25 protein-coding genes are annotated in these 23,541 nt (G+C 72.5%); 7 read left to right on the top strand and 18 right to left on the bottom strand.

Annotated features, from left to right (window positions below; translation table 11 throughout):
- Window positions 1-27 precede the first annotated feature (27 nt).
- Window positions 28-708, bottom strand: coding sequence for a FadR/GntR family transcriptional regulator (locus KOI47_RS05035; RefSeq protein ID WP_216217099.1), 681 nt, complete (start codon window positions 706-708; stop codon window positions 28-30).
- Window positions 709-831: 123 nt separating this feature from the next.
- Here KOI47_RS05035 and KOI47_RS05030 point away from each other — a divergent pair, with 123 nt between their 5' ends.
- Genes KOI47_RS05030 through KOI47_RS05020 form a run of 3 tightly spaced genes read left to right on the top strand, consistent with a single transcriptional unit; the run spans window position 832 to window position 3,319 of the window.
- Complete coding sequence (locus KOI47_RS05030) at window positions 832-1,329, top strand: gluconokinase (protein ID WP_216214379.1); 498 nt, start codon at window positions 832-834, stop codon at window positions 1,327-1,329.
- Complete coding sequence (locus KOI47_RS05025) at window positions 1,326-2,705, top strand: GntT/GntP/DsdX family permease (RefSeq protein ID WP_216214377.1); 1,380 nt, start codon at window positions 1,326-1,328, stop codon at window positions 2,703-2,705. Before KOI47_RS05030 ends, KOI47_RS05025 begins: the two co-directional genes overlap by 4 nt.
- A gap of 29 nt (window positions 2,706-2,734) precedes the next feature.
- Entirely contained in the window at window positions 2,735-3,319 is a 585-nt protein-coding gene (locus KOI47_RS05020; protein WP_216214375.1) for a hypothetical protein, read from the top strand.
- 233 nt (window positions 3,320-3,552) lie between these two features.
- On the opposite strand, the gene nudC is transcribed toward KOI47_RS05020, so the two are convergent.
- From nudC to KOI47_RS04990, 6 genes are read right to left on the bottom strand one after another with little or no spacing between them, the layout of a single operon-like run.
- On the bottom strand, window positions 3,553-4,575 hold the full coding sequence (nudC, locus tag KOI47_RS05015; protein WP_216214373.1) for an NAD(+) diphosphatase: 1,023 nt from the start codon (window positions 4,573-4,575) through the stop codon (window positions 3,553-3,555).
- Window positions 4,572-5,951, bottom strand: coding sequence for a M16 family metallopeptidase (locus KOI47_RS05010; RefSeq protein ID WP_216214371.1), 1,380 nt, complete (start codon window positions 5,949-5,951; stop codon window positions 4,572-4,574). Before KOI47_RS05010 ends, nudC begins: the two co-directional genes overlap by 4 nt.
- Window positions 5,948-7,234 carry a M16 family metallopeptidase gene (locus KOI47_RS05005; protein WP_216214369.1) on the bottom strand — a complete coding sequence of 429 codons (1,287 nt, stop codon included), beginning with the start codon at window positions 7,232-7,234 and terminating at the stop codon, window positions 5,948-5,950. Before KOI47_RS05005 ends, KOI47_RS05010 begins: the two co-directional genes overlap by 4 nt.
- A 9-nt stretch (window positions 7,235-7,243) precedes the next feature.
- Window positions 7,244-8,578 (bottom strand): DUF2207 domain-containing protein, encoded by a 1,335-nt coding sequence (locus KOI47_RS05000; RefSeq protein ID WP_216214366.1) that lies wholly within the window; start codon window positions 8,576-8,578, stop codon window positions 7,244-7,246.
- Window positions 8,579-8,581: 3 nt separating this feature from the next.
- Window positions 8,582-10,195, bottom strand: coding sequence for a DUF2207 family protein (locus tag KOI47_RS04995; RefSeq protein WP_216214364.1), 1,614 nt, complete (start codon window positions 10,193-10,195; stop codon window positions 8,582-8,584).
- 10 nt (window positions 10,196-10,205) lie between these two features.
- Window positions 10,206-11,060 carry an RDD family protein gene (locus KOI47_RS04990; RefSeq protein ID WP_216214361.1) on the bottom strand — a complete coding sequence of 285 codons (855 nt, stop codon included), beginning with the start codon at window positions 11,058-11,060 and terminating at the stop codon, window positions 10,206-10,208.
- Between the two features lie 52 nt (window positions 11,061-11,112).
- On the opposite strand from KOI47_RS04990, the gene KOI47_RS04985 reads away from it, so the two are divergent.
- Window positions 11,113-12,120, top strand: coding sequence for a stage II sporulation protein M (locus KOI47_RS04985; RefSeq protein ID WP_216214359.1), 1,008 nt, complete (start codon window positions 11,113-11,115; stop codon window positions 12,118-12,120).
- An 80-nt stretch (window positions 12,121-12,200) separates the two neighbouring features.
- Here KOI47_RS04985 and KOI47_RS04980 read toward each other — a convergent pair whose 3' ends face one another.
- From KOI47_RS04980 to KOI47_RS04955, 6 genes are all read right to left on the bottom strand, one after another.
- Window positions 12,201-12,968: an ESX secretion-associated protein EspG gene (locus KOI47_RS04980; protein ID WP_216214358.1), complete on the bottom strand. Its 768-nt coding sequence runs from the start codon at window positions 12,966-12,968 to the stop codon at window positions 12,201-12,203.
- 27 nt (window positions 12,969-12,995) lie between these two features.
- The gene (locus KOI47_RS04975; RefSeq protein ID WP_216214356.1) at window positions 12,996-14,270 is read right to left on the bottom strand and encodes a PPE domain-containing protein; all 1,275 of its coding nucleotides are present in this window, start codon (window positions 14,268-14,270) and stop codon (window positions 12,996-12,998) included.
- Window positions 14,270-14,899: a DUF3558 domain-containing protein gene (locus KOI47_RS04970; RefSeq protein ID WP_216214354.1), complete on the bottom strand. Its 630-nt coding sequence runs from the start codon at window positions 14,897-14,899 to the stop codon at window positions 14,270-14,272. Before KOI47_RS04970 ends, KOI47_RS04975 begins: the two co-directional genes overlap by 1 nt.
- Window positions 14,899-15,318: a hypothetical protein gene (locus KOI47_RS04965; RefSeq protein ID WP_216214353.1), complete on the bottom strand. Its 420-nt coding sequence runs from the start codon at window positions 15,316-15,318 to the stop codon at window positions 14,899-14,901. The genes KOI47_RS04970 and KOI47_RS04965 overlap by 1 nt, the downstream gene beginning before the upstream one ends.
- A 137-nt stretch (window positions 15,319-15,455) precedes the next feature.
- Window positions 15,456-15,632: a hypothetical protein gene (locus KOI47_RS04960; RefSeq protein ID WP_216214351.1), complete on the bottom strand. Its 177-nt coding sequence runs from the start codon at window positions 15,630-15,632 to the stop codon at window positions 15,456-15,458.
- Between the two features lie 5 nt (window positions 15,633-15,637).
- Window positions 15,638-15,850 carry a hypothetical protein gene (locus KOI47_RS04955; protein WP_216214349.1) on the bottom strand — a complete coding sequence of 71 codons (213 nt, stop codon included), beginning with the start codon at window positions 15,848-15,850 and terminating at the stop codon, window positions 15,638-15,640.
- 149 nt (window positions 15,851-15,999) lie between these two features.
- Here KOI47_RS04955 and KOI47_RS04950 point away from each other — a divergent pair, with 149 nt between their 5' ends.
- Both KOI47_RS04950 and KOI47_RS04945 read left to right on the top strand, forming a co-directional pair.
- Window positions 16,000-16,845: a helix-turn-helix domain-containing protein gene (locus KOI47_RS04950; RefSeq protein ID WP_216214347.1), complete on the top strand. Its 846-nt coding sequence runs from the start codon at window positions 16,000-16,002 to the stop codon at window positions 16,843-16,845.
- The gene (locus KOI47_RS04945; RefSeq protein WP_216214346.1) at window positions 16,842-17,030 is read left to right on the top strand and encodes a DUF397 domain-containing protein; all 189 of its coding nucleotides are present in this window, start codon (window positions 16,842-16,844) and stop codon (window positions 17,028-17,030) included. The genes KOI47_RS04950 and KOI47_RS04945 overlap by 4 nt, the downstream gene beginning before the upstream one ends.
- 4 nt (window positions 17,031-17,034) lie before the next feature.
- On the opposite strand, the gene KOI47_RS04940 is transcribed toward KOI47_RS04945, so the two are convergent.
- From KOI47_RS04940 to KOI47_RS04920, 5 genes are read right to left on the bottom strand one after another with little or no spacing between them, the layout of a single operon-like run.
- The gene (locus KOI47_RS04940) at window positions 17,035-18,330 is read right to left on the bottom strand and encodes a DUF58 domain-containing protein (protein WP_216214344.1); all 1,296 of its coding nucleotides are present in this window, start codon (window positions 18,328-18,330) and stop codon (window positions 17,035-17,037) included.
- A 4-nt stretch (window positions 18,331-18,334) separates the two neighbouring features.
- Window positions 18,335-19,297: an AAA family ATPase gene (locus KOI47_RS04935; RefSeq protein WP_216214342.1), complete on the bottom strand. Its 963-nt coding sequence runs from the start codon at window positions 19,295-19,297 to the stop codon at window positions 18,335-18,337.
- Entirely contained in the window at window positions 19,290-20,414 is a 1,125-nt protein-coding gene (locus tag KOI47_RS04930; RefSeq protein WP_216214340.1) for a DUF4350 domain-containing protein, read from the bottom strand. Before KOI47_RS04930 ends, KOI47_RS04935 begins: the two co-directional genes overlap by 8 nt.
- Entirely contained in the window at window positions 20,411-21,031 is a 621-nt protein-coding gene (locus KOI47_RS04925; RefSeq protein ID WP_216214339.1) for a DUF4129 domain-containing protein, read from the bottom strand. Before KOI47_RS04925 ends, KOI47_RS04930 begins: the two co-directional genes overlap by 4 nt.
- Window positions 21,028-22,065, bottom strand: a complete 1,038-nt coding sequence (locus KOI47_RS04920; RefSeq protein ID WP_216214338.1) for a hypothetical protein — start codon at window positions 22,063-22,065, stop codon at window positions 21,028-21,030. The genes KOI47_RS04925 and KOI47_RS04920 overlap by 4 nt, the downstream gene beginning before the upstream one ends.
- Before the next feature lie 281 nt (window positions 22,066-22,346).
- Between KOI47_RS04920 and KOI47_RS04915 the strand changes: the two genes are divergently transcribed.
- Window positions 22,347-23,531, top strand: a complete 1,185-nt coding sequence (locus KOI47_RS04915) for a neutral zinc metallopeptidase (RefSeq protein WP_216217098.1) — start codon at window positions 22,347-22,349, stop codon at window positions 23,529-23,531.
- Window positions 23,532-23,541: the final 10 nt, after the last annotated feature.

The following is a 23,541-nucleotide window of genomic DNA, read 5'->3' as shown; positions in this document are numbered from 1 at the left end:
CGGTACCGAACGACGCCGGTACCCCACCTAGGGGTCTGGCGGTGTGAGCAGCTCGAGCATCTCGTCCCGGGCCTGCACGACGATGTCACCCATGGCCCGTTCGGCCCGGCTCGCGTCCCCCGCCTCGATCGCGGCGGCGACCTCGGCATGCCAGGCCACCGCCTCGGGCCGCGGTTCGGCAGGCATCAGCCCGTGCCCGGTCCTGCCGGTGAGCACCTCGGCGACCACTTCGGACAGTTGACCGAACATCGGGTTACCGGAGGCGGTCAGTACCAGATGGTGGAACTCGATGTCGTGCCCGAGGAAAGTGTCCAGGTCTTTGGCCTTGGCGGTGCCCGCCAGCCGGGTGGCCAGCGCGCGCAACCGGCCCCGCTGCTCGGGCGAGGCACGCAGGGCGGCGAACCTGGCCGCGCTCGGTTCCACTGCGCTGCGCAGCTCGGTCAGCGTGCGCAGGGCCTCCGCGCGCCCCGGACCGTCCAGCTGCCAGCGGATCAGCCGGGGGTCGTAGTGGTTCCAGCCCGCGGGCTCCCGCACGGTGACCCCCACCCTGCGCTTGCTGGTCGTCAGGCCGATTCCCTCCAGCGCCCTGACGACCTCGCGGGCGACCGTGCGGGACACCTCGAACCGCTGTTGTAGCTCCTCGACCCGCAGCACGGCCCCCGGTTCCAGGGAACCGCTCACGATCGCCGCACCCAGCGCGTCCAGCATCAGCGTGTGCCTGCTGTCGGCCACCCCACCTCCAGTTTCGCCGTTTCCCCCAGGTTACCCGCCTGTTTCGATTAAGTACTACTTTCTCTTGAATAAGTACTACTTTTGAGGTTCACTCCCTCCATGAGCGTCATCGTCGTCATGGGCGTGGCCGGCTCCGGCAAGACCACCGTCGGCACCGAACTCGCCGCCGCACTCGGCGTCGAGTACGCCGAGGCCGACTCCTTCCACCCCGCAGCCAACATCGCCAAGATGTCCGCGGGCACCCCGCTCACCGACGCCGACCGGGCCCCGTGGCTTGCGGCCATCGCGGAGTGGATCGCCGCGCGTACCGCGACCGGTGGGGTGGTCAGCTGCTCGGCACTCAAACGGTCCTACCGGGACGTGCTGCGAGTGGACGAGCGGGTCTGGTTCCTGCACCTGCACGGGGACCGGGAGCTGCTGGCCGGCCGGATGACGGGGCGCTCCAGCCATTTCATGCCGGTGTCCCTGCTGGACTCCCAGCTCGCCGACCTCGAACCGCTGCAGCCGGACGAGCGCGGGCTGACCGCGGATATCGCGACGCCTCCGGAGGACATCGTGCGTATCGCACTCCGGAAGGAAAGCGAGGGCAGTCCGTGAACACACTCGCCGCCGCGTGGACCGGGCAGGACACCCGGCTGATCGCGGCCACCCTGCTGGCCATCGCGCTGATCGTCGTCCTGATCACCAAGCTGAAGCTGCACCCGTTCCTGGCGCTGATCCTCAGCTCCGGGCTGCTCGGGCTGGTGGCCGGGATGCCGGTGGACAGCCTGATCGACAGTTTCACCGACGGGGTCGGTTCCACCGTGGCCTCGGTGGGGGTGCTGATCGCGCTCGGCGCCATGCTGGGCAGGCTGCTCGCCGACTCCGGCGGTGCCGAGCAGATCGTGGACACCATCATCTCCCGCTCCGGGCGACGGCTGCTGCCCTGGTCGATGGCGCTGGTGGCCGCGCTGATCGGGCTGCCGATGTTCTTCGAGATCGGCCTGGTAATGCTCATTCCGGTGGTGTTGCTGGTGTCCCGGCGGACCGGGAAGCCGCTGATGCTGCTCGGGATTCCCGCGCTGGCGGGCCTTTCGGTGCTGCACGGCCTGGTGCCGCCGCATCCGGGCCCACTGGCCGCGGCGGGGGCGCTGAACGCCAACGTTGGCATCACCCTCGCGCTCGGTGTGCTGGTGGCCATCCCCACGGTGATCGTCGCCGGTCCGCTGTTCGGCCGGCTGGCCGCCCGGCTGGTGCCGGACGCGACCGCACCCGCGCACCTGGTTCCCGAGGCCGCACCGGGGGCATCCGGCACCGGCCGGGACCGGGCGCCGAGCTTCCTTGCCACCGTGAGCACGGTGCTGCTGCCGGTGGTGCTGATGATGGGCAAGGCCCTGGCCGACATCCTGCTTGCCGAGGGCGACCATGTGCGCAGGGTGCTGGACTTCGTCGGGAACCCGCTGGTGGCCCTGCTGGCCGCGGTGCTGCTCGGCATGGTCACCCTCGGCCGCGCGGCCGGGTTCACCCGCGGCAAGCTCTCCGCCACCCTGGCCGACGCGCTGCCACCGATCGCGGGCATCCTGCTGATCGTCGGCGCGGGCGGCGGGTTCAAGCAGACCCTGGTGGACGCCGGGGTCGGGGACGTGATCACCCGGCTGGCCACCGGGGCGGACTTCTCCCCGCTGCTGCTCGGCTGGCTGGTCGCGGTGGCCATCCGGCTGGCCACCGGTTCGGCCACCGTGGCGACGGTGTCCGCGGCCGGAATCGTGGCCCCGCTGGCGGCCACCCTGGACCCCACGCACAGCGCGTTGCTGGTGCTGGCCATCGGCGCTGGCTCGCTGTTCTTCTCGCACCTCAACGACGCCGGTTTCTGGCTGGTGAAGGAGTACTTCGGGCTGTCGGTCGGGCAGACCATCAAGAGCTGGTCGCTGATGGAGACGGTGATCTCCGTGGTGGCGATCGCCCTGATCCTCCCCCTCGGCGCCCTGCTCTGACCTCTGACCGCCGTGGCTAACCTGCTGGGATGCGAACCCGGAGAACCGCACCAGCGATCGGCCTGCTCACCATCCTGCTCACCCTCACCGGCTGCGCCACCGGCGACGAGCCGGACGGGCCGGTTCCGGCGACGAACACCACCCGCGCGACGCCCAGTTCGGAGGTGACCGCCGCCGAGCACACCCCGATCCCGCGCACCAAGGCGTCCCTGCGCGTCCCCGAAGGAATGCAGCTCGACGAGAGCCTTCCGGGAATCAGCAGGAAGGGGACCAGGACGACCGTCGTGGTCAACGAGCTGCCGTTACCGGACAAGACCCCGGAGCAGGGCCTGGCCGAGGTCACCGCGGGTTTTGCCGAACCGCAGGCCGAGGCGAAAGGCTTCCGGTTCGACGAGGTCCAGCGGGATGTATCGATTGCGGGGTTCCCCGGCGTTACGGCAATCGGCATCCAGCGGGCCGCGCAGGGCACCTTCGGCAAGACGATCGTGGTGTTCGCGGCCGAGGACGCACTCGTCATGCTGAGCGGCACCCTGGAGCCGGACGATCCACTGTCCCCCGCCGACCTGCGCGAGGTGCTGACCGACGTCCGCTGGGGAGCAGGCGGCCCCCGGTGATCCCGCGGTGCCGAAACTGGTCGCGACGCCTTCCCCTGGCGAGGCCGCCGTCCCGGTGGAGCAGCGCGAGGACCACCTACGCCGCGGTCGTGTTCGACGAGAGTGGCTACGTCCTTGTCGCTGGAGACTTCGGCCCGCAGGCGCATCCGGACCAGCTTCCCGCCTTCCGCAGCATGGCCCGCTCCCTCCACCTCACCTGACCGGCGCAGTGAACGGGCCACTCACAGCACCGGTCAGGGGTGGGCGTGGGTCCAGGATTCGAGCATGATCCTGGCGATGGAGGAGTTGCCGGGCAGCAGCATCCGGCCCGCGCCGCCGCCGATCGGGGTGGGCACGGCGTCCCCGTTGCGGGTCTGGCTGTTGGCGAAGGTCTCCCGTAACTCCGCGCGGGTGGCCCAGAGGGCGCTCTCGATCTCGCCGTCCGCGGGCCGCAGCGGGGCGGCGGGGTCCGCCCTGGCCGCGAAGCCCAGCATGATCGAGCGCGGGAAGGGCCAGGGCTGGCTGCCGAGGTAGCGGACATCGGAGACCTCGACTCCGACCTCCTCGCGGATCTCCCTGGTGACGCAGCTCTCCAGGGACTCCCCGGCCTCCACGAACCCGGCGAGCACCGAGTAGCGATGCGGTGGCCAGTTCGGCTGCCGCGCCAGCAGCACCCGCTCCCCGTTCACCCCGGAGTCGTCGTGCACCAGGCAGATCACCGCCGGGTCGGTACGCGGGTACTCCTCCCGGCCGCAGGCGTCGCACACCGCGGCCCAGCCGTGCTGGATCCGGCGGGTCTGCCCGCCGCAGCGGGCGCAGAACCGCGCCCTGCGGTGCCAGTTGCGCAGCGCGAGGGCGGTGGTGAACAACCCGGCCGAGGTGTCGTCCAGCAGGTCGCCGTGCCCGCGCAGGTCCAGCCACACCTCGCCGTCCGCGCCGGGTGCGCTGTCCGTGACGCCCCAGCTGCCCCGCATGGGCACCGGCTCGACCTCGCCATCGGGCGCGCCGGGCAGGCCCCAGTAGTCCACGCCCTGCCACTCGCCGAGGAACGTCGCCTCCGCCGGTGGCCGGTCGCCGTATGCCGCGGCCTTGCGGGTGGCCAGGGCGGTTTCGCCGAACGGCACCGGGGTGCGCCCGGTGTCGTCCAGCAGCACCACCCTGGCACTCGGCCAGCGCGTCAGCAGCCGCTCCGGATCGGCCCGCAACGACTCCTGCCGGTCCACAGTGGACCGCGACAGCGTCGGCAGGGTACCGAGCTGGAACGGCTGAGTGGTCACGCTCCGCGCTCCACCGCAATGTTCCCGAGCGCGGACAGCTTCGGTTCGAGGGTGTCCGGATCGCCGACCACCACACCGGTGAACCGCTTGGGGGCGAAGAACTCCAGCGCCGCCTCGGCGACCTCGTCGGCGGTGACCGCGGCCAGCCGCTCCGGGTGCCCGGCCAGCCAGTCCACGCCAAGGCCGACCGAGGCCAGCGCGGACAGCTGGCTGGCAAGCCCGGACTGCGAGGAGGTGGCGATCAGCAGCGAGCCGATGGCGTACTGCCGCACGGTCTCCACCTCCTCCGCGGTCGGCGGCACCAGGCCCAGCCTGCCCAGCTCGTAGCGGGTCTCCAGCAGGGCGGCGGCGGTCACCTCGCTCGCGGTGTCGGCGTCCACCTGCACGGTGGCGTTGCTCCCGGTGAACTCGAACCCGGAGTGCGCGCTGTAGGTGTAGCCCTTCTCCTCCCGGATGTTCTCCACCAGCCGGGAGGAGAAGTACCCGCCGAAGGCGAGGTTCGCCAGTTGCAGCGCGGCGTAGCGGGAGTCGGTGCGTGGCAGCGCCTGCGCGGACAGCCGGATCTGCGACTGCACCGCACCCGGCCTCGGCACCAGCAGCGCGTCCCCGCCGGACAGCTCCGGCAGGGCGGGCAGCACCGAGGCCGAGGACGGCGAGTGCCAGTCCGCCAGCGCCCGCTCGATGTCGGCGGCCACGGTGTCCGGATCGATGTCTCCCACCAGCACCAGGGTCGAGCCCCGCGGCAGCACCGCCGCCGCGTGCAGCGCCCGCACCCGCTCCGGGGTCACCTCGGCGACATCGGCGGCCTGCGGCACCTCGCGGGTGTAGGGGTGGTCGCCGTACCGCCGCCGCTGCAACGCCTCCCTGGCGATCACCCGTGGCTGGGTGCGAGCCACCGCGAGCCGTTCCCCGATCCTTGCCGACTCCCTGTGCACCTCGTTGTCCACATAGGACGCCTCGGTGAGCACATCGGCCAGCACGTCGAGCAGGGTCGGCAGCTCACTGGCCAGCGAGCTGCCGTTCACCGCGAGCCGTTCGGGGTCCACCATGGTGGCCAGCTCGCCGCCGATCAGGGCCAGTTCGGTGTCGATCGCTACCCGGTCCCGCCTGCGGGTTCCGGTCGGCAGGCTCTCCGCGAGCACCTCGGCGGTCGCCGGGTGCATCGGATCGTCCCCTGCGAACGGGATGGAAAGGCGGAACTCCACCAGCGGGACATTGGCCTTGCGCACGGCGAGCAGCCGCAGCCCGTTGCCGAGCACGGTGTCCACATGGGCCAGGTCGGCCGCGGCACGCTGCTCGCCAAGCGGCGGCACCTCGCGCGGCCCGGTCGCAGTGCGGCCGATCTCCTCGGCGCTGCGATGCGTCGCACTCGTCACTGGGTACCTCCCTGCGCCGGCTCGACCACGAGCACGGCCCTGGCGTCCGGGCGCAGCGCCTTGGCGGCCGCGGACACATCGGACGGGGTCACGGCAGCGATCCGGTCGGCGAGGCCGTACACCAGCGCCGGATCGCCGTAAAGCAACTCGAAGGAACCGAGCGCGAGAGTCCTGCTGATCAGCCGGTCGTGCTCGGAGTGCAGGCTCGCGCTCCACCTGGCGGTGATCTTGGCCAGTTCCTGCTCGTCGGGCGGGGTGGCGGCCAGCGCCTCCAGCTCCTCATCCAGCGCGCCGAGCACCTGCTCAGGCGACACCTCGTGCGGGTGCACCGCGGTGACCGAGAAGGTGTCCGGGTCGCGGGCCTCGAACGGGCCGAACAGCCCCGCACCCGCGTTGATGTCGGTGACCAGCGGCTCGCGGTGCACCAGCCGCTGCTGTAGCCGGGAGCCGTCGCCGTCGGCGAGCAGTCCGGACAGCACCAGGTTGCCCAGGTAGCCGTCCAGCTCGTTGACCGGATCCGGCATCCGGTACCCCACGGCCAGCGCGGGCAGCGGGGCGTGCGGATCGCTGTGGCTGCCCCGCAGTTCCCCGGTCGGGCGCGGCTCGGCGAACGAGGGCCGCGGCGGCACCGGCCGGTACGGCACGTCCCCGAAGTGCTTCTCGATCAGCTCCGTGGCGCGGTCCACCTCGAAGTCACCGGCCACGGTGAGCACCGCGTTCGCAGGCGCGTAGTAGGTGTCGAAGAACGCGGCGCAGTCGTCGATGGAGGCCTGCTCCAGGTCGGTGAAGTCGCCGTAACCGTTGTGCGCGTTGGGAAAGGTGGAGTACAGCACCGGCGGCAGCAGGATCCACGGGAACCCGCCGTACGGCCGGTTCAGCACGTTGAGCCGGATCTCCTCCTTGACCACGTCGATCTGGTTGACCAGGTTCTCCTTGGTCAGCTTGGGCGCCCGCATCCGGTCGGCCTCGAGGAAAAGGGCCCGCTCCAGCCCGGCGGAGGGCAGCACCTCGAAGTAGTCGGTGTAGTCCGGGTGGGTCGAGCCGTTGAATATCCCGCCGCTGCCCTGAACATGCCGGAAGTGGGCGAGCTTCTCCAGGCTCTCGCTCCCCTGGAACATCAGATGCTCGAAGAGGTGCGCGAATCCGGTGCGTCCTTCCGGTTCGGAGCGGAAGCCCACGTCGTAGTGCACGCTCACGCCGACCACCGGCGCGGTCCGGTCCGGAGCGAGCACGACCCGCAGGCCGTTGTCGAGGGTGAGTCGCGTTAACTCGGGTACGGCCATGCGACCACCCTACGACGCCGGTGGCGATCGACGCCCACGCCTACCGGCGGAACCCGCGAGCCGCCCGATCAGCATGGTGACCTCGCCGACCCTGCCGGGCTCGGAACCCGGCGCGCCGAGCGCGACGGCCCAGGGCAGCGGGACCCGCCGCGGGTCGCTGCCCCGCAACGCGCGCACCGCCGCCCGGCCCCGCCGGGTGCGTGCCGGCAGCAACAGGCCCCAGCAGGCCACGGCGGCACCCGCCGCCGCGAGCACCACCCCGAGCTGGGCATAACCCACGGTGAACGCGAGCACAAGGGTCAGGAACGCCCCGTAGCCGATGATCCGCGTCCCGGCCCGCACCGGCCGGGAGCCGTGCAGGAAACGGTGTCGCACCAGATCCGCCCGCACGGCGGCGCCGAACGCGGGCAGCCCGGCCTCCGCCCCGGCCAGCCGTTCGAACTCCCTCGGCCGTGCGGGCCGGCGTTCGCGCAGGTCGAGCAGGGTGACCGCAAGGTCAACGGCATCCGCGGCCGCCGCACTGCCCGCGGTGAGTACCCCCGCCTGCCCCGGCCGCAGGTCCGGCGGCGGGTCCGGCGACGAGGTGGCGGCAACCGGACCGGTGCGGGCGACCGTGTCGGCACGCCGGAGCAGGCCGAGCGCCACCGCGAGCCCCAGCAGGAACACCCCGAACAGGGCCCAGGCCCAGCCGACCGCCGGGGTGAGCAGGAAGGCACCGGCCAGGGTCGGCGCGGGCTCGATCCGGGCGTTCGGCGGCACGGTCCGCGGCGGCAGGTCCACGGTGAGCTCCATCCGCTCCCCCGCCGGCAGCCGCCGCTGGCTGAACCGGGTCAGGCCGGCGTGGTCGATCTGCGCGGCGAGGCAGGGCCGCGGCGCGTCCGGCGCTCCCGCGGTGCAGTCCAGCGCATCCGGGATGCGTGGCGCGGCGAAGGAACCGCGGACCAGCTCGAGATCGGTGTCCCAGCCGCTCGCCGGGCGCCAGTGCACCCTGGGAAACCCGCCGCCGCTGACCGCGCCGTCCACGGTGTAGCGGACGACGGAGGTGCCGCCACCGAGCTCGATCCGCAGCCGCCGCTCGGTCAGTTCGGCCGAACCGCTGCCCTCGATGCTGATGTCCCGCACCCCGAGCACCCGCTGCCGCGCGTCGCCGTACGGGATCCGCAGGGAAACCTGCCGCCGCATCCGCTCCCCCGCGGGTACCGAAACCGCCTCGGTGACCGCGAGCGAGCCGTCCCGGTGCACCTTCAGTTCCACCTCGACGCTGCGTGGCAGGGTCGGCAGCGGCGGCGCGGGAGCAAGACCGAGCAGCAGGCCCGCGGTGAGCAGTACCCCGGTGAACGGCATGGCTCAGCCCTCCGCCCGGATGGTCCCGCGTGGGGAACGCGGGTGCCCGGCCTCGGCAAGCAGCCCGAACAGCGCGGTCCGCAACAGCGGAAGGTCGGCGGGCAGCTGGTCCGGCACCGGGGCGGGTTCGCCGAAGGCCCGCAGCCAGCGCTCGGTTTCGCCGAGCGCCACCGCGTAGGGCAGCGCACGGGCGAACACCAGTTCCCGCTCGCCCGCCGGGAGGTCGTGCGGGTCAACCTCGTGCAGGTAGCGCCGCAGGCCGCCCAGCTGCCCGGCCAGGGCGCGGCCGCGTGCGGTACGCCGCGGCAGCAGCCGCGACCCGGCAATCAGTGCGAGCCCGGCCAGCAGCAGCGCGACCCCGGTGAGCGCGTGCCCCACCGTGAACGCGAGCGTCAGGGCGAGGCCGCCGCCCGCCACCGCGAGCCCGGTACCGAGCCGGGTCAGCGGTGCGCGCCCGGTCCCCGCGCGCGCACCGAGCCAGCCCTGCCGCACCACCTCCCGCCGCAGCGCGGCGCGGATCGGCAGCGGGTCCAGGCTGCCGGCCGCCACCAGTTCGCTGAGGGTGGTGTGCTCGGTGCCTTCCGGCAACAGGGCCGCCAGCACCGCCCGCTCGGAGGCGCACAGGTTCGCGTCGGCCGGGCTGCGCCTGCCGATCCGCCAGTCCACCGGGCCGTCCGGGCCGGGGACCTCGGCAATGCACAGGTAGTTGCGTACCGCGAGGTCGAGCACCATCGCGCCGATGTCCGCCGGGTCGGCCCGCTCGCCGAGCACCATGCCGACCTGGCCGGGCAGCACCCCGTCCGGGGAGGCGAACACCCTCCGCTCGCCCTCGCCCAGCAGCACCCGCACCGGGCCGGGTTCGGCGGCGAGTGCGGCGGCGTCCCGCCCGCGCAGCGTGCGCACCGCGAGCGCGCCCGCGGCCAGCAGCAGGGCGAGCACCCCGAGGGCGATACCGCCGACCCAGGTGATCGCGAACGCCCCGGCGAGGGTGGGCGCGGGCTCGAAGCGGGCATTGGCCGCGACGGTGCCCGGTGGCAGCCCGGCGACGAGGTCGAGCCGGTCACCGGCGGCCAGGCCGTCCTGCTCGACCCGCAGCACGCCGGTGTGGTCCACCCCGGCGAAGGTGCAGGCGCGGGCCGAGCCGGATGGTCCGGCGAAGCAGTCGGTGACCGAAAGGTCCTTGGCCGGCGCGGCGAGCGCGGCCGTCAGCCCGGCGAGTCCGGTGTTCCAGCCGCCCGCGATCCGCCAGCGGACCCGCTGCCCGCCGGCCGCGTCGATCACCGCACCCCGCACCACGTAGCTGACCGTGGACTCGCCGGGGCCGAGGCGGATGGTGAGGGTGTCCTCGCTCGCCTCGGCGTTCCCGGTCCCGGCCACCCGCGGCCGCTCGACGGTGAGCACCCGCTCGCCCGCCGCACCGGGTGTCCGGAGCGGAACCGACCGGCGCACCTCGCCGCGGGGCACCCGCACCCGCTCGGTGACCATCAGGGCGCCGTCCCGTTCCACCGTGAGGGAGACGTCCACCGACGGCCCCGGCTGTTGCTGGGTGATCCCCTGGCCGGTCAGCAGCAGCGCTATGCCGACCGCCCCCGCCACTGTCCCCGCGAAGGCTGTCATGGCCTGCGGCTCACCCCGGCGGGGCGAACGGGCCCGGCTGTTCGGGCGGCGGGTTCCCCGTGTCCCGGCCGGGTGGCTGGTCGCCGGGGTCATGGGATGGCTGCCGGTGGCCGGAGCGGCGGGCGTACTCCCGCGCCCGGCGCTCGGCGAGTACCGCGGAGAGGTAGGCCCACGGGGGCGCGTCCATCGGGACCGGGGCGCCGATGGCGCGGGCGACGTCCTCGGCCAGCCTGCCGCCGAGGTGCTGGCGGGCCTGTTCGGTGAGCTTGTAGTAGCGGCCGAGGTACTGCCGCGCGGCCAGCGCAAGCTCGTCCGGCAGCCCGGAGAGGTCCAGCTGGGCGGCCCATTCGGCCAGCGGCTGCGGCATGGTGATGGCCGGCGCCGCGGTCGCGGGCACCCGTTCCCGCACCACCAGGGTGCCCGCGAGGAAGTCGCCGACCCGTTTGCCGTTCTTCGAGCAGAAGGACACCACGAAGGCGACCACGCCGAGCAGGCCGAGCGCCCAGAAGTCGACGAAGAAGGCGGCAAGGGCGCGGGTGAGGGCGTGCCGCAGCCGGATCGGGCCGCCGTCGTCCCGCACCACCCGCAGGCCGAGCGCCAGCTTGCCAAGGGTGCGGCCCCGGCTGAGGGTTTCGGCGATGGTCGGGTAGCCGACCACCACGAGCACCAGCAGCACGAGCATGATCACCGTGAGCAGGGTGCCGTCCACCCCGCCGACGAGGTTGAGCAGCAACAGCACGCCGAGCAGCAGCGCAGCCTGGAGCAGGACGTCGAGTACGAAGGCGACACACCGGCTGGCCAGCCGCGCCACCCGCAGTTCGAGTACTACCGCGTCGCCGGTGATCAGCTCGGACTCTCGGGGCACCCGTCAACTGTATGGTTCGGGGGGACGTATCGGACCGCGCGGGTGGTGTCTGGTGGACGTGGATGTGTTCGTCGCCGAGCACGGGGCCGAATGGGACCGGCTGGCCGAGCTGGTGCGGCGTGGCGGCCGGTTGCGCGGCGAGGAGGCCGACGAGCTGGTGCTGCTGTACCAGCGCGCCGCGACGCACCTTTCGATCGTGCGCTCGGTCGCGCCGGATCCGGCGCTGCTGGCCAGGCTGTCCACGCTGGTGGCGCGGGCACGCTCGGCGCTGACCGGGACGCACAACCCGGCCTGGCGCGAGATCGGGCTGTTCTTCTCCCGCCGCTTCCCGGCCGCGGTGTACCGGGGCAGGCGCTGGTGGCTGGCGACGATGGCTGCCTTCGCGCTGGTGGCGGGCGTGCTCGCGGTGTGGATCGCCGAGGACTCCCGGGTCCGCGCCGGCATTGCGGCCCCGGAGGAGATCCGGCGGCTGACCGCGCCCGGCGGGGATTTCGAGTCCTACTACTCCAGCGGCCCGGCGACGGCGTTCGCGGCGCAGGTGTGGACGAACAACGCCTGGGTGGCGGCGGGCTGCCTGCTGCTGGGGGTGCTGCTGTGCGTGCCGGTGCTGGTGATCCTCTGGCTGAACGCGCTCAACCTCGGGGTCTCGGCCGGGCTGATGGCCGAGGCGGGCAGGCTGGACGTGTTCTTCGGCCTGATCACCCCGCACGGCCTGCTCGAGCTGACCGCGGTGTTCGTGGCCGCGGGGGCCGGGATGCGGCTGGGCTGGACGGTGATCGACCCCGGCCGCCGCGGGCGGGCCGCCGCACTGGCCCAGGAGGGCCGCGCGGTGGTGGCCATCGCCCTCGGGCTGACCTGCGTGCTGCTGATCTCCGGGGTGATCGAGGCGTTCGTGACGCCCTCCGGTTTGCCGGGCTGGGCCCGGATCGGCATCGGCGTAGTGGCCGAGGCGGCATTCCTGGCGTATGTGTTCGTACTGGGCAGGCGCGCCGCCATGGCCGGGGAGACCGGCGACCTCGACCCCCGCTTCACCGGCGACACCGCCCCCGCCACCGGCTGAAAGCGGCCTGAACGTGGCTTTCCGGACGTTCAACGTCGCGAACGGCACTTTTGAGACATCTGACGTCGTGAACGCCACGTTCAGGGCATCTGGTGGTCCGGCAGGGGGTCGGCGAGGCCGGCGCGGATGCGGCCCAGCCGGTTCGCGATTTCCGCCGGCGTGCCAGGGAAGGTCGTCACGTGCTGATCCGCCTCCGGCGGGCCGGATTCCAGTCCCACCCGGCCCGCTTCGAGGTCCAGGTACGTGAGCTGGGTGGCCGACTGCATCCGGCCGGCGCCCTCGACCACGGCGACGTGGAGCTGGCCGAACCCGTGGTTCGGCTGGCGCAGCACGTCGTCCAGGATGCGGGCCTCGTGACTACGCGCCGGGGGTGGCCGGTACGGCTCGCCACCCCGCCGGGCGAGTTCGTCCCGGTGTACCGAGAATCCGACGAAGTCGGCGGCCGGATGGCGCGGGAGGTTGCGGGCGAGGGTCCTGGCGCGGTCGTGCTCCCGCGCCGGTTTGAGCCGTACCGTGCCGTCCTGGTGGAAGGCGGCCACCGCATCCCGCCCGCGCACGGCGACCAGCAGGTGATACTGCTCGCCCTGGGTGTGCACATGCGCCCAGTACTCGGCCTCGGGCCGGTACAGCACGTGTATCGCGTCGTCCAGATTCCCTGCCAGCTCCCGCCCGAACGCCAGGCCGAGACCGGCCAGTTCCTCCCATGCCTGCCGCTCGGCGCGTTCCCTTGACCGCGGCGGCAGGTAGTGCGCGCCGCCGGAGAAGATCGGATGTGGCCGGGCGAAACCCGCGCCCGCCCCGGCGGTCAGGAACGCGGGCAGGCTCAGTTCGATCGTGCGCCGCAGCACCCCTGCCGTCCCTCCCCCGTTGCGTTGCTACCGCGGTGGTCCGGGTTCGTGTTCCCGCCCGATCACCGGCGGCACCGTGTTTCCTTCCGGACCGCCATAGGTGCCTTCCGGGTCCGGTTCCTTCAGGTACTCCGGCCGCTGGTGGTCCTGGTCCGAGTCCTTGGCCCGGCCCGCCCCGGCCGCACCCACCGGCACACCGCTAGGGCCGCCACGGCCACCGGTTCCGGCCGCGCCGCTGCCTGCCGCGCCGGTGCCGACGGTGCGGCCGACCCGGTCGTTCCCTGGCGGCACACCGCGACTCATCCGGCCCGGCCCTGGTGCCGCACCCACGCCAGGGCGACCCGTTCCGGCACCGGCTCCGTTGCCGGGCCGACCCGCCACGGCATCAGGGCCGACCGCGCCACCGCCCCGAGCGGGCCCGCCCGTTCCGGTGTCGGTGCCGAGATTGCTCACCGGGGTGCCGGTAGGCCCGAACTGGTAGCCCCCACCACCCGGTGTGCCAACGGGAGCGGTCGCGGCCGCCGCACCGGTGCCGTCGTCACCGGGCGATGCGGTCGCCTGCCGGTCAGCGGCGGGTGCGGGCGCCGGGTCCGGCCCGGTCGCGTGCACCGGCGGCGGGACCTGCGTCGGGGGACCACCGGGCTCGACCCGCGGTGGCCGGTGCACCTCGCCGCCTCCTTCGGGACGCTGCACTGGCGCCGGCGGGCTCGGCATCGGGCCGCCGCCGTCCCCCGCGCCGGTGGCACCGGCCAGTGCCACCGGCGCGCCGGAATCGGCCAGCGGCGCGTAGGCGGACGGCATGGTGTGCCCGTTGTCCAGGCTGCTGCCGTGATAGGTGGAGAACGCCTGCACGTTGGCATCACTGGCGGCCTGCCACTGGGCGAGCTTCGGCCCGTACACGTCCCGGCCGGACTCGATGCTGCTGACCAGATCGTCCACAGTGAACGGTGGCGGATCGGAAGCCACCGGGACCACGCTGGCCCGCACCCGGTCGAACGCGCCGATCTGGTCGGCAACCGCCCGATCCGCCACCCGCAGGTGGTCGGCATCGAGCCGGGCCGCATCCGCCAGCGGGGCGGCCGCGTTCGCCGCAGCCGAACCGGCCTCGCCCTGCCAACCTTCCTGGATCTCGCCACCCAGCGCGGCCACCTCCTCCGCGCAGTCCGTCAGCTCCCGGTTCAGCGCCGTCGCCGCCTGCTGCGCCGCGCTCAGCCGGTCCGGACCGGGGCCGCCGTGCACCTGGTCGTAGATCTCCGCGGCGGACAACGGCCCCGGACCGATACCCGCACCGATTCCGGTCATCAGTTCCGCTCCTTGATGTTCCCGATCACCGCCGAGGCCACCTCATGACCGGCCTCGCACGGATCGAGTTCCCCCACCCGCTCCTTGGTCAGTTTCAAAGTAAGATCCACCGTTTTTTCCCCACCAACCCCGACGACAATCGAGCACTTGCCCTCCGGGCGATCGTCCAGAACAGCCCTCGCGATGGCCGGGTAGCCATCTGCGGGCGACAGTTCCTCGAAGTACGCGAAGTGCGTCTTTTTGCCGTAGAGCACAGGCAGACTCTGGTCGAGATGCGGGAAGAGCACCTGCACACTGCCCTGGCGCGTGCCGCCGGTCGACCAGAAGCACTCCGGACCCACCGGTGTGTCGAGATCCGGTTCCGGAGCGATACCAGCGCCGAAGTAGTCGGTGATCTGCGCGTTGGTGAGGGCATCACACGGCGAACGCAGGAAGTGACTGAGGTCCAGCGGCGTCTCGACGGCAGGGGCGCCATTCCGCGGCTCGGTAGGCGCACCACTGGCGGATTCAGGCGCGGGAGCCGAGGTCAACGACGCCGCCTGCTCCGGAATACCGGTTGCCTGATCGGAGCAGGCAACCAGGGCTGCCGAGAGAACGAGGGCAGGGAGGAGCGCGAGCCGACGTCGCATCAGAATCGGCCCCCTGCGGGCTTGTTCACCTCGGCGGCGGCCTCGTCCTCGGCCGCCGCATAGGCACCCATCGCCGCCCGTGTTTTTTCCCACTGGGCGAGGCAGTACGCCTCCCTGGCCTTCAGCGTCTCCAGCAGCGCCTCGCCGGATTCACGGATCATCGCTGCGTTGTCCTGGCTGGCGTACTCCGCTCCCGGCCCTTTGGTACCCACGATGGTGGTGGCGTATTGTTGCGCCTTCCGGAACCGCTCGGCGAGACGTTCCCACTTGGCCGCGATGGACTGGAGCTGTTCCAGGGTGAACCGGAAACCCGGTCCGTTCGCCGCGCTGCCTTCGATGCCGCCCGCGACGGCGCCGACAGCGACTCCGGACGCCAGCCAGTTCAGTGTGTGCTGCGTATCTGGGTCTCGCCCAGCCACGGTAGCCACCCCCATGATCACTTCGCGTAATCATCCGGTGTGCGAGAGTAGCGTATGATTTTGGACCGCGGGACCCGTTTTCCGGAATTCTTCATGCCAACGTCACATCAATTGTTCGCACGCGAACAGAGAAAACATCAACGCGCAGGCCACCGTTCGCGCTCGTCCCGCCCGGCCAGCGCCCGTTCGATCGTCGCCTGCACGGACACCTCCGGATCATGGAACCGGTGTTTGGCCCGGCCCGCCCAGCCGGTGAAACTCAGCCCGAGCCAGAATCCGGCTGCCACCGAGGTCAGGCAGGCACCAATGGTCACCAGGGTCACCGCGCCGCACCGCCTTGCGTGCCGTCGATTTCCTCGGCCCTGGTGAGCAGGTCGCATCCGAGCCCGCACAGGTACTCGCCGAGGGTGCGGACATCCGCGGCGCGCAGCACGCCGCCATCCTGTCTTGACATCACCTCACACACGACGAGCCCGAGGTTCCGGTTCACCGTGGCGACCTGCGCGAGCAGTTGACGGTCTCGTTCCAGCACGAACCTCGCCCTCCGATCCTCGATTGGTGCACCCCTGGTTCCATTCCTGGTCCCGGGAAGCATCCGATCATCGGAAACACGCGCAACGCCCTTGATACACCTTTTCGGGGAATTACTTTCCGGTGATATCGCGGCCTATGCTGCGGCACATGGTTGGTTCCACACCGAAGTCACGCGCCCTGGGCGCCGCCCTGCGCCGGGCGCGGGACGAGGCCGGGCTCAGCGCCCGCCAGCTCGCGGCCACCATCGGCGTCGCGCACACCACGATCAACCGGTGGGAGGCGGGCGACCGGGGACCACGGCCGACCGATGTGGCCACCGTACTCGCCGCCCTCGGCGCCTCCAGTCAGCTCCGCGAGGAACTGATCGAGCTCTCCCAGGAGAGCGAGGGACGGCACTGGGTCGAGGGCGGCATCCCCGAACAACGCAGGCAGCTCACCGCCCTGCTCGACTTCGAACGCGATGCGAGCCAGATCGTGGACGTCGCATCCCTGCTGATGCCTGGACTCTTGCAGACCTCAGGCTATGCACGGGCAATCATGATCGCGGCCGAGGTGCCGAAGGATGAGATCGACACCAGGGTCGCGATCCGGCTGGGCCGCCGAGATGTGATCATGCGGCGCGAGCCCGCCACTCTGCTCACATTCATCGAGGAGGGTGTGCTCCGACGCGATATCGGCGGCCCGGCTGTCATGGCCGACCAGTTGCGCGCCCTGAACGAGGCCTCGCACTGGCCCAACGTCGACATCCGAGTCGTGCCCGCCTCGGCAGGCTGGCATCCCGCGTTGGATGGGCCGTTCGTACTGCTGGAGTTCGCCGACCGAGCGCCGGTCGTGCACGTCGAGAACCGGCGCTCCGCGCTGTTCTTCCATGAGCCCCTGGACGTGGTTACCTACCAGCACGCCGTCGATAGACTGCTGGAGGTAGCGTTGAGCCCGGCCGATGCGCGTGAACGCATCGCCGAGGCCATCGAGGAACTGGAGACGGCACCATGACATCCCCGCAGGTCCCCCGAATCTGGCGCAAGTCCAGCCGTAGCGCCAACACCAACAGTTGTGTCGAGGTCTCGGTGGGATCGGCCGTCGGCGTGCGGGATACCAAGGACCGCTCGGCCGGGGCGCTCCACCTGCCGCTGGCCGGATGGCGGGCGTTCACCGACACCATCCGCCGCGAACACTGACCCGTCAGAGGCGCCCGGCGGCTTTCAGCGCCAGATAGCGGTCGGCCAGCGCGGGCGGCAGATCCTCGGGCAGCGCGTCCACCACCTCGGTGCCCCGGCGCCGCAGCAGCGCGCTCACCTGCTCGCGGTGCGCCAGTGCCCGTTCGGCTGCGGCCGCGTCGTAGACCGCCTCGGCATCCCCACGAGTCCTTGCCAGCTCGGTCACCCTGGGATCGGCCGCGGCGGCAAGCAGCAGCCGGTGCCGGGCGGTCAGGGTGGGCAGTACCGGCAGCAGCCCCTCCTCCAGCGGCGCCGGGTCGAGGCCAGTAAGCAGCACGACAAGGGAACGCCGCCGTGCCCTGCGCAGCACCTCGGCCACCATCCCGCGCGCGTCCGGCTCCACCAGCTCCGGTTCCAGCGGGGCCATCGCGTTCACCAGCGCGGGCAGCAGCTCCGGCGCCGCCATCCCCTGCACGCTGGCCCGCACCCGCCGGTCGTAGGCGAGCAGGTCCACCCGGTCCCCCGCCCTGGAGGCCAGCGCGGCCAGCAGCAGCGCCGCGTCCATTGCGGCATCCAGCCGGGTACCGTCGCCGATCCGGCCCGCAGCGGTGCGCCCGGTGTCCAGTACCAGCAGCACGTGCCGGTCCCGCTCCGGCCGCCAGGTACGCACCATCACATCGGCCGCCCTTGCCGTGGCGCGCCAGTCGATCGAGCGCACGTCGTCGCCGATCACGTACTCGCGCAGGGAGTCGAACTCGGTGCCCTGGCCGCGGGTGAGCACCGCGTTGCGGCCGTCCAGCTCGCGCAGCCTGCTCAGCCGCCCCGGCAGGTGCCGCCTGCTGTGGAACGGCGGCAGCGCGCGGACCGTCCACGGCACGGCATGTGCGCCCTGCCGCGCGGCCAGCCCGAGCGGCCCGAGCGAGCGCACGGTGACCAGCGCCGCCGCGCGGTCGCCGCGCCTGCTCGGGCGCAGCGCGGTCACCACCGTGCGCGCCTCCCCCGGCGGCACCATGACCTGGTGCCGGTCGGCCTCGGCCCCGGCGCTGGGCGGCCAGGCGTCGCGCAGCGGCCCGCGCACGGTCCGGCGGCCACCGTTGGCCACCCGCAGCGACACCTCCACCCGCTCGCCCAGCCGTACCGAGCTCGCTCCGGACCGGCTGAACACGAGATCGCGGACCCGGCCCGCCAGCGCCAGATCCACCCCGGCCAGCGCCAGCACGGCACCGGTCACCAGCAGCAGCCCGGTCCACGACGGCAGCAGCAGGGCCACCACCAGCGCGCCGAGCAGGGCGAGCAGTCCGGTGCGTGCGGTCAGTGCCATCGGTTCACCGGGGAACGGCTACCGCGGCGAGCACACGTTCCAGCAGACCGTCGGCGGTCTCCCCCTCCAGCTCCGCCTCCGGCCGCAGCCCGATCCGGTGCCGCAGGGCAGGCCGGGCCAGCGCCTTGACGTCGTCCGGGGTCACGTAGTCCCGGCCGGACAGCCAGGCCCAGGCACGGGCGGCTGCCAGCAGCGCGGTCGCGCCGCGCGGGGAGACGCCCAGCCGCACCGAGGGCGCCGATCGGGTGGCCCGGCACAGGTCCACCACATAGCCGATCACCTCGGGCCCGATGGTCACCTTGGCGACCTCGGCCCTGCCCGCGGCCAGCTGCGCGCTCCCTGCCACCGCCCGCACCCCGGCCGCGCCGAGGTCACGCGGGTCGAATCCGGCGGCGTGCCTGCTCAGGATGCCGACCTCCTCATCCCGGGACGGCGCGGGCATGACCAGCTTCAGCAGGAACCGGTCCAGCTGCGCCTCCGGTAGCGGGTAGGTGCCCTCGTACTCCACCGGGTTCTGGGTGGCGACCACGATGAACGGGTCGGGCAGCAGGCGGCTCCTGCCGTCCATCGAGACCTGCCGCTCCTCCATCGACTCCAGCAGCGCCGACTGGGTCTTCGGCGGGGTGCGGTTGATCTCGTCGGCGAGCAGCAGGTTGGTGAACACCGGACCCTCGCGGAAGGTGAACTCGGAGGTATGCGAGTCGTAGACGATGGAACCGGTGACATCGCCCGGCATCAGGTCCGGGGTGAACTGCACCCGCGCGGTGTCCAGGTCCAGCGCGGCCCCGAGGGAGCGCACCAGCAGGGTCTTGGCGACCCCCGGCACCCCCTCGATCAGCACGTGCCCCCGGCACAGTAACGCGAGGATCAGCCCGGTCACCGCGGCGTCGTTGCCGACGACGGCCTTGCCGACCTCGGCCCGCAGCGCGACCATCGCGTCCCTCGCCTGGGATCCACCCTCAGGCATGCAAAACCTCACTCTCCACTGTGTCCAGTGCGTCGGCGAGCCGCACCAGCTCGGCATCACCGGACGGTGGCGGACCGTACAGCAGCGCGGCCACCTCGGCATCGGCCCGCCCGCTGCGGCCTGCGACCGCGGCGATCACCGCCTGCGGCTCGGCGTCCACGGCAAGGCCGAGCGCGGGCCGCAACCTGCGCAGCGCCGCGGTACGCAGGGCCTGCGCTGCGTGTCCGGCCGCCCCGGCCTTGCGGTAGAGCCGGGCGGTTCCCTCCACGGTCTCGGCGCCGCGCACCACGACCGGCAGCGGTTCGGTCACCACCGGGCCGAGCCTGCGCGCCCGCCACAGCGCCAGCAGCACCACCGCCACCGCCACCTGGCCGAGGCCGAACAGCACCCCGGGCGGGGCGAGGTCGTACACCGACTCCTCGCCTGCCCGCAGCGCCGGGTCGCCGGGTTCGGGCAGGTACCAGACCAGTCGCTCCCGCTGCCCGAGCAGCCGCATGGCCAGTGCGGCGTTGCCCTCCTCGTCCAGTGCGGCGTTGGTCAGCGGGGCGGGCCCGCCGAGCAGGGTGACCCGCTCGCGTTCGGCCAGTGGGCCGGACTCGTCCTCGCCGTAACACAGCTCGGCGGCGCCGGAGCCGTGGTAGCTGACCCCGCCGAGGGTGACCGCTCCGGCCGCCAGCGCGTCCGGGTGGGCGCAGCCCGGCTGCCGGGTCCCGGTGCCGACCTCCCCGGACACGCTCAGCCCCGGCGCCACCGCGCTGACGGCCTCGGTGTGCGCGCCGACCAGGATGATCCGCCCGGCCTTGGCACCGAGCGAGCGCAGCCGCTCCGGGCGCAGCAGGTCGGGATCGGTGACCAGCAGGGAGGCCTCGCCGGTCAGCAGTTCGCCCGCGTGTGCCGCGGTGGTGACCCGCTGGATCCGCACTCCCTGCCGCTCCAGCAGGGTCGCCAGCGCCCGGCTGCCGCCCTCCTCCGCGGAGCGCGGGTCGAGCGCGCCCGACTCGCCGCCGCGCAGCAGCACCAGCAGCAGGGAAGCGGCCAGGATGATCCCGACGGTGGCCAACGGCGCGCGCACGGCCTGCCAGACCGTGCGCGCGTCCGGCGATACCGGGCCGCTCATCGCGCGGACACCACCGGCCTGCTCGCCCTGGCCCGTTCCTCCAGCGCGGTGAGCGTCCGGTAGGCCTGCTCGGTCGCGCTGCGCCCGCCGTAGTGCACATCGTCGAAACCGACCGCCGCCGCGCGCAGCTGTTCGGCGAGCTCGGGCAGCCGGGCACCCGCGGCCGATGCGGCCTCGTCGGCCGTGCGCCCGGAACGCTCGTCCAGCACGCCCCGCTCCTCGAAGCCGCGGACCAGGGCCCGGAACCGCGCACGGACCGCCTCATCCAGCCTGCCGGCGGCGAAGGCCCGCTCGGCCGCGGCGCGGTACTCGGCCGCCGGGCGCGGCCCGGCGGCGAAGACCGGCCCCGGGGCGCGGGCGCCGCGGCGTATCGGGCCCACCCGCAGCCGGATGGCGATGACCAGCACCAGGATCAGCAGGGCCAGCACGACCAGCCCGGCGATCCCGCCCGGTGCGATATCGCTGAGTGCCTGGAACAGCCCGGTCACCTGCCTGCCGAGCCAGCGGAACGCCTCCTCCAGCGGGCCTGGTTGTGCCGCGGCGTAGGCCGGGTCGGCCAGTTCGGCCCTGGCGGCCTCCCTGGCTTCGTCCCGGCCGATGTCGACGGGAACGGTCACGACTGCGGTGCGGGTCCTTCCGGCGGCGGTTCGCTCGCCGCCCGCGCCAGCTCGATGTCCATGCCCTCGATCCGCATCCGGCGGTCGATGTAGAGCAGCGCGTTCACCCCGGCGGTGAACGGGTAGGTGATCGCGCCTGCGATGGTCGAGCCGAGTGCCGACAGCAGCAGGTCACCGAACCCGAGCGAGGTGCCCGAGGCCACGCCGAAGGGGATCCCCACGACCAGCGAGATCAGCATGCCGATCAGGTAGGCCAGCAACAGGATGCCGAAGACCCGCCACCAGGAGCCGCGCACCAGCAGCGCGGACCGGCCAAGCGACTGGATGACCCTGCCGCGCTCCAGCACCAGCGCGGGGGTGGCCAGGCTGAACCGCACGTACAGCCACACGCTGGCCAGGATCCCCGCCAGCAGGAACAGCACCCCTGGCCCGCCGGCCAGCGCGAACAGCACGGCGCCGACGAGCACCCCGGAGAAGGAGATCAGGCCGAACAGGATCGTCAGCCCGAGCAGCGGCAGCAGCCGCGGCCCCACCTCGGTGAGGGTGTCGCGGAACCCGGCCGCGCGGCCGAGCACCGCCCTGCCCACCACCACGGTGAGGAAACCGGTGAGGAAGGTCTGCGCGATCAGGGCCACCGCGATGGCAAGGCCCGCGCTGGCGGCGCTGCGCCCGAGCAGGTCGAGCGCCTGCTCCTCGGTGAGGTTGTTGGGGTCCAGCAACATATCGGACTGCAGCACGTCGCGCAGCAGGGACCAGCTGATCAGGACGCTGATCAGCTGCACGACGGCGCCAACGGCGGCCGCCGCGCCGAGCATCAGCGCCGGATGCCTGCGCATGGTGGAGATCGAGCCGTCCAGGATCTCGCCGAGGCCGAGCGGCCGGAGCGGAATCACACCTGGCTTGCCGTGCCCTGGCCCCTGGCCCCAGCCGCCCTGCGATGGTGGCGGGGCGTGCGGCAACCCTTGCTCGGACGGCATGTCCTGGTTCGGGTCCTTGTCCGGGTCCGGGCGGGACCAACCGCCGGAGTCTGTCATCGAGAATCTCGCCCCTATGTGGTCTCTGTACCCGTTCCTCAACTCGCCTCGGGCAGCGAAAGTCCAGTCCGGAACAGGCTCTCCGAAATAGCGGAGCTAAGCGTGGCAGAGCTACCCCGGATCGGCCAGTGCGAAACACCCCGCGCGCGCCAAGCCGTGACCTGTACGGAATCTCGCCGAGTGGACCACGGGCGGCGGCAGGCTCGTTATGCTGCGCAGGAGGCCGGGCCGTGGACCATTCGGGCGAGCACGGCCGGCAGGCGACGTGGGAACGGAAGGACATGACGCAACCGCCGCAGGGGCCGTGGCCACCCCACGGCTCGCCGGACCCGCGGGGCCGAGGGCCCACGGGAGGGCAGGTCCCTCCGGCACGGCACGGGCCGCCCTCCGGCCCGCTCCCACCGCCGGCCGCGCAGCCGCCGCCCGGCTGGCAGCAGCAGGCTCAGCAGGCCGGATTCGGATACCAGTACCCCCAGCACCAACCGCCCCGGCGCGGGAAGGGGCCGGTGATCGCCGCCTGCGTCGGGGTGGTTGGCCTGCTGGTGACCGGCCTGGTGGTGGCCATCTCGTTGCTCGACGGGAACGGCGACCGGGTCGCCGACGCCGGGTACGGCGGGATACCCACCGCGACCGTCGGCCCGCCACCCACCATCACCCCGCCATCGAGCAGCACCACCGGCACCACCACGGAACGCAGCACGACCGTACAGCCGCCGTCCTCGGGCCCACCGACCCGCAGCGGGCCGCAGAAGATCCTGAAGCTGGCCGACCACCCGATCCTCCAGGACCCGGACGCGGGCCTGCGCAACCGTGCCTGCAACCTGCCTGCCTGGCAGAGCAACCGGGCCGCGGCGAAGGCGTTCTTCACCGCGGCGGGACGCTGCCTCGACGCGGCCTGGGGGCCGTTCCTCGAGGCCTACGACCTGCCGTTCACCTCGCCGGACCTGCACTTTCCGACCGGCGCCAGCTTCCAGACCGAATGCGGCAACATCCAGGTGGGCATCGCGACCGCCGCGTACTACTGCGAGAACAACCTGTACGTCCCCTTCGACGGGCTACAGACCGAGCAGTACGGCAACAGCCCCGGCGTCTACCTCGCACTGTTCGCCCACGAGTACGGGCATCACGTGCAGGAAGTGGCCGGGCTGATGGACGCCGCCTGGGAGCAGATCTACGAGGCGGGACAGAACAGCCCGGCGGGCCTGGAGATGGCCCGGCGCAAGGAGTTGCAGGCGCAGTGCTTCTCCGGGATGTTCCTCGGCGCGCATGTGGATCGCGGCGGCACCATCAGCAGGGAGATGTACAACAAGGCCTGGGTGGACCAGGAGACCAGGGGAGACGACACCTCCGGCACCCGCGACCACGGCAGCAACGCGCACTACGCCGCCTGGTGGCGGGCCGGTGCGAAGGACAACCGGATCGTGGACTGCAACACCTTCGCCGCCCCCAGCTCCGAGGTCTCCTGACCTGCGTTTC

Origin of the sequence: Amycolatopsis aidingensis, from assembly GCF_018885265.1 — a bacterium.
GTDB lineage: Bacteria > Actinomycetota > Actinomycetes > Mycobacteriales > Pseudonocardiaceae > Amycolatopsis > Amycolatopsis aidingensis.
Note: the sequence above shows the minus strand (reverse complement) of the source record. Positions and strands in the feature narration are given on the sequence as shown.

Excerpts from the sequence above, each read along its gene's own strand:
- KOI47_RS04995 (WP_216214364.1), bottom strand. The coding sequence starts at position 10,195 with ATGACAGCCTTCGCGGGGACAGTGGCGGGGGCGGTCGGCATAGCGCTG.
- KOI47_RS05000 (WP_216214366.1), bottom strand. The coding sequence starts at position 8,578 with ATGCCGTTCACCGGGGTACTGCTCACCGCGGGCCTGCTGCTCGGTCTT.
- KOI47_RS04945 (WP_216214346.1), top strand. The coding sequence starts at position 16,842 with ATGACATCCCCGCAGGTCCCCCGAATCTGGCGCAAGTCCAGCCGTAGC.
- KOI47_RS04940 (WP_216214344.1), bottom strand. The coding sequence starts at position 18,330 with ATGGCACTGACCGCACGCACCGGACTGCTCGCCCTGCTCGGCGCGCTG.
- KOI47_RS04915 (WP_216217098.1), top strand. The coding sequence starts at position 22,347 with ATGACGCAACCGCCGCAGGGGCCGTGGCCACCCCACGGCTCGCCGGAC.
- KOI47_RS04970 (WP_216214354.1), bottom strand. The coding sequence starts at position 14,899 with ATGCGACGTCGGCTCGCGCTCCTCCCTGCCCTCGTTCTCTCGGCAGCC.
- KOI47_RS04930 (WP_216214340.1), bottom strand. The coding sequence starts at position 20,414 with ATGAGCGGCCCGGTATCGCCGGACGCGCGCACGGTCTGGCAGGCCGTG.
- KOI47_RS05035 (WP_216217099.1), bottom strand. The coding sequence starts at position 708 with ATGCTGGACGCGCTGGGTGCGGCGATCGTGAGCGGTTCCCTGGAACCG.
- KOI47_RS05020 (WP_216214375.1), top strand. The coding sequence starts at position 2,735 with ATGCGAACCCGGAGAACCGCACCAGCGATCGGCCTGCTCACCATCCTG.
- KOI47_RS04935 (WP_216214342.1), bottom strand. The coding sequence starts at position 19,297 with ATGCCTGAGGGTGGATCCCAGGCGAGGGACGCGATGGTCGCGCTGCGG.
- KOI47_RS05005 (WP_216214369.1), bottom strand. The coding sequence starts at position 7,234 with ATGGCCGTACCCGAGTTAACGCGACTCACCCTCGACAACGGCCTGCGG.
- KOI47_RS05030 (WP_216214379.1), top strand. The coding sequence starts at position 832 with ATGAGCGTCATCGTCGTCATGGGCGTGGCCGGCTCCGGCAAGACCACC.
- KOI47_RS04975 (WP_216214356.1), bottom strand. The coding sequence starts at position 14,270 with ATGACCGGAATCGGTGCGGGTATCGGTCCGGGGCCGTTGTCCGCCGCG.
- KOI47_RS04950 (WP_216214347.1), top strand. The coding sequence starts at position 16,000 with ATGGTTGGTTCCACACCGAAGTCACGCGCCCTGGGCGCCGCCCTGCGC.
- KOI47_RS04920 (WP_216214338.1), bottom strand. The coding sequence starts at position 22,065 with ATGACAGACTCCGGCGGTTGGTCCCGCCCGGACCCGGACAAGGACCCG.